The sequence below is a fragment of the Stenotrophomonas pictorum JCM 9942 genome (genome assembly GCF_001310775.1).
GTDB lineage: Bacteria > Pseudomonadota > Gammaproteobacteria > Xanthomonadales > Xanthomonadaceae > Stenotrophomonas > Stenotrophomonas pictorum.
Map to the genome: position 1 here is coordinate 1 of NZ_BAZI01000536.1, position 1,446 is coordinate 1,446.

The 1,446-nt window shown below is 68.8% G+C and carries 2 protein-coding genes and 1 pseudogene; 2 read left to right on the top strand and 1 reads right to left on the bottom strand.

The features are described from left to right. A partial coding sequence (locus JCM9942_RS15795) for an MFS transporter (protein ID WP_343123497.1) occupies positions 1-906 on the top strand: 906 nt, incomplete at its 5' end. Positions 907-996: 90 nt separating this feature from the next. Further along, positions 997-1,224, top strand: coding sequence for a hypothetical protein (locus JCM9942_RS15800; protein ID WP_054660813.1), 228 nt, complete (start codon positions 997-999; stop codon positions 1,222-1,224). 7 nt (positions 1,225-1,231) lie between these two features. Here the strand turns inward: JCM9942_RS15800 and JCM9942_RS18480 are convergent. Then, positions 1,232-1,446, bottom strand: a pseudogene (locus JCM9942_RS18480) (anhydro-N-acetylmuramic acid kinase); the annotation flags it as partial.

Consider the following 1,446-nt stretch of genomic DNA (forward strand, 5'->3'; position numbering starts at 1 on the left):
GCGCCGGTATCCCGGGCCGGTAGCGAGTTGCGCGGCTTCCTGGCGCTGGTGGCCGGCGTCGCACTGGGCGCGTGGCTGGCGCACCAGGCATTGGTGCTGCTGGGACTGGATCCGGCCAGCAAGGACCGCTGGGTACGGCTGGTGTTCGTCGTCACCCAGATCGCCGCGGCGATGCTGATGGGCCTGGGCGCCACCCGCCGGGTACCGTTCGAGACCCTCAACGCCTCGTTGCGCAGCTACTTCGGCATGCGCGGGGCCGGCGCGTTCCTGGCGCTGGTGGTGCTGTACAAGGTCGGCGATGCCTTCGCGCTGAGCCTGTCCACGCCGTTCCTGCTCAAGGGCATGGGTTTCAGCCAGGCCGAGGTAGGGCTGGCGAATAAGACCATCGGCCTGCTGATGACGATCGTGGGCGCCATCGTCGGTGGCTTCTTCCTGCTGCGGGTACGCCTGTCCAACGCGGTGATCGCCTTCGGCGTGCTGCAGCTGGTGTCCAATCTGGGCTTCTATCTGCTGGCCCGGGAAGGGGCCGGCGCCTGGGGTACGGTGCAGGTGCCGGCGTTCAACCTGCTGATCGTGCACCTGGACCAGCCCACGCCGATGGATGGCCTGCTGCTGTTCGCGCTGAGCCTGGACAACTTCGCCGGGGGTATGGGCACGGCGGCGTTCGTGGCGTTGCTCAGTGGCCTGTGTGGCACGCGTTTTTCGGCCACCCACTACGCGTTGCTGTCGGCGTTCGCCACGCTGGGACGGGTGTTCGTCGGCCCATTCGCCGGCGTGCTGGCCGATGCCTACGGCTGGCAGGTGTTCTTCCTGGTGTCGGTGGTGGTCGGTGTGCCGGGGCTGCTGATGGCCTGGTGGCTGCGCCGCGAAGTGGATGCGACCACGCAGCTGGCGCGCCCTGCCTGACGCGGGAAGCTGCGGCAAGCGTTGAATCGCGCGGTGGTCTGTCTGATCATGCCCGCGGGGGGATCCACCGGTAGCCAACAGGTGGTGGGTATGGCCGATGTGACGTTGCGGGATGTCGATCCGCACCTGCTTGAGCGGATCCGCCGGCTGGCGGTGGCCCGCGGCTGGACGCATGAACAGACCTGTCTGGCGCTGCTGGAGCAGGGCCTGTTCGCCGGCGAGCAGGAAGTGCGCGGCGGGTTCGAGAATCCGGAGGTCGATGCGCTGTCCGAAGCGATTCTGGCGTTGAAGGCGTTGCCGGCCGGCGGCGGGTTCTAGTGGTGTTTCAGGCCGGGTGGATCGCGCCGAGGATGCGCGGTCCGCGCGCGCCACTGACACTGGGCAGGTTGCCCGGGCGTCCTGCCAGCGTCTGCTGCGCCAGCCATGCAAAGCCCATCGCTTCCATGTAATCCGGGTCCAGGCCGTGCCCGGCGCTGGAGCGACCCGCACGTCCGGCAGCCGGGCCTGCAGGCGCTGCAGCAAGCGCGGATTGCGTACGCC

Coding starts and splice junctions, on each gene's coding strand:
- JCM9942_RS15800 (WP_054660813.1), top strand. CDS start 997: ATGGCCGATGTGACGTTGCGGGATGTCGATCCGCACCTGCTTGAGCGG.